We start from the raw sequence: 1,575 nt of genomic DNA on the forward strand, positions 1-1,575 counted from the left end.
CCGTAAACTTACGTAAGTTCACGGCCATTAACGCGAATCCCATTTCATTTTCCACTTTCGATTTTCCACGTACCGAAAATCGAGTGAACGCCAAATTAGCCTTCAGGAATCCAAAAAATGGTTCTACGTCGATTTTGCGTCTACGATAAATGGAACCCATTTCTTCTTCTGAAAGCTTCGCTCTCACATATTGTTTTTGCTTTTCCCATTTCTCATTCACCAGTACCTTTCGATGGTTTCTCTCTTTTGCTTTCGTACAAGAGGAACGGAATGGGCATCCCGAACAGTCTTCGCACTCATAGATTTTAAACGTTCGCTGGAATCCGAATTTGTCTGTCCGTACCGAACGGTACTTAAATACGACTCGCTGCTGGTTCGGGCAAGTATAGGAATCTGTTTCTGGATCATACGGCCAGTTGGCTGAGTTGAATTCATTTTGTTTGTATTTTCGCTTCCGCTCTTTCTGATACTGATTGTACGTGATGAGCGCCTCTCTTTCACGATTGGTGAGAATATCATCATAATTCTGTTCACTGCCATACCCGGCATCTGCGACAATGTGCTTCGGTAATTCAAAATAATGCTCCTCAATCTCATCCAAGAAGGGAATCAAGGTTCGGGTGTCTGTCGGGTTTGGAAATAGACTGTACGCCAGCGCATATTGGCCTTCTGTCGCTAGTTGAACATTGTACCCTGCTTTCAAATGGCCATTTCCCATGTAGTCATCTTTCATCCGCATAAACGTCGCATCAGGATCCGTTTTTGAATAACTATTGCGCATGCCAAGGATTTCGAAATCCCGTTGGTATTTCTGTTTGCGTACCCTATAATCCATCAGTTGTTTCCGGGCCTGTTTTGGGAACTTGCGTTCACTTCTTAACGCTTTTCTCTCTTTGATGTCCAAAGAAGCTTCGATTCTCTCATCGTAATCTGTGATGACATCGTCTACTTTTTGAATCATTTGTCCGAGTTCTTCAACGGTTAAGGATTCTTCATTTTCACGTTCAATTGCGGGCAGGATTTCTTTTTCAAGCAGTTCCGTGTAGAGTTGATTGGATTTTTCAATGAGTCCTTGATGGTATTTCTCAACCGACTTCTTCCAGACGAACGTAAACTTATTCGCATTCGCTTCGATTTTTGTACCATCGATAAAAATGGCTTCCTGATCAATAAGTTGTTCTTGTACCAGCCGAGAACGAAACTGCACAAAGCACTGACGAATCAGCTCTTTGACTTCAGGTTGTACACGGAATCGGTTAATGGTACGATAGCTCGGTTCATGTCCTTGAGCGAGCCACATCATGCGGATACTGTCTTTGAGAAGCGCCTCGATCTTGCGCCCGGAAAATGCCGACTGAGTATAACCGCATAAGATGATTTTAAGCATCATGCGCGGATGGTAGGCAGGACAGCCCTCATTTCGAAGAAATGGTTCGAACGCTTCATGAGGGATGCTTTCGACCAAATGATGGATGTGGAAGGCGATATCATTATTTTGTAGTTTCACTTCTAAATCTAAAGGCAAAACCAATTGATTCATGTTATAATTTTTAAACATAAGGACCCTTCTTTCCG

At 42.9% G+C, this 1,575-nt stretch carries 1 protein-coding gene; it reads right to left on the bottom strand.

Features of this window, described 5'->3' with window-relative positions; genetic code table 11:
- Positions 1–1,558, bottom strand: a 1,558-nt coding sequence (locus AC0TWI_RS09765) for an IS1182 family transposase (protein ID WP_488126161.1), incomplete at its 3' end; no start/stop codon positions are given.
- Between the last annotated feature and the right edge of the window lie 17 nt (positions 1,559–1,575).

Source organism: Lederbergia sp. B243.17, assembly GCF_057657925.1.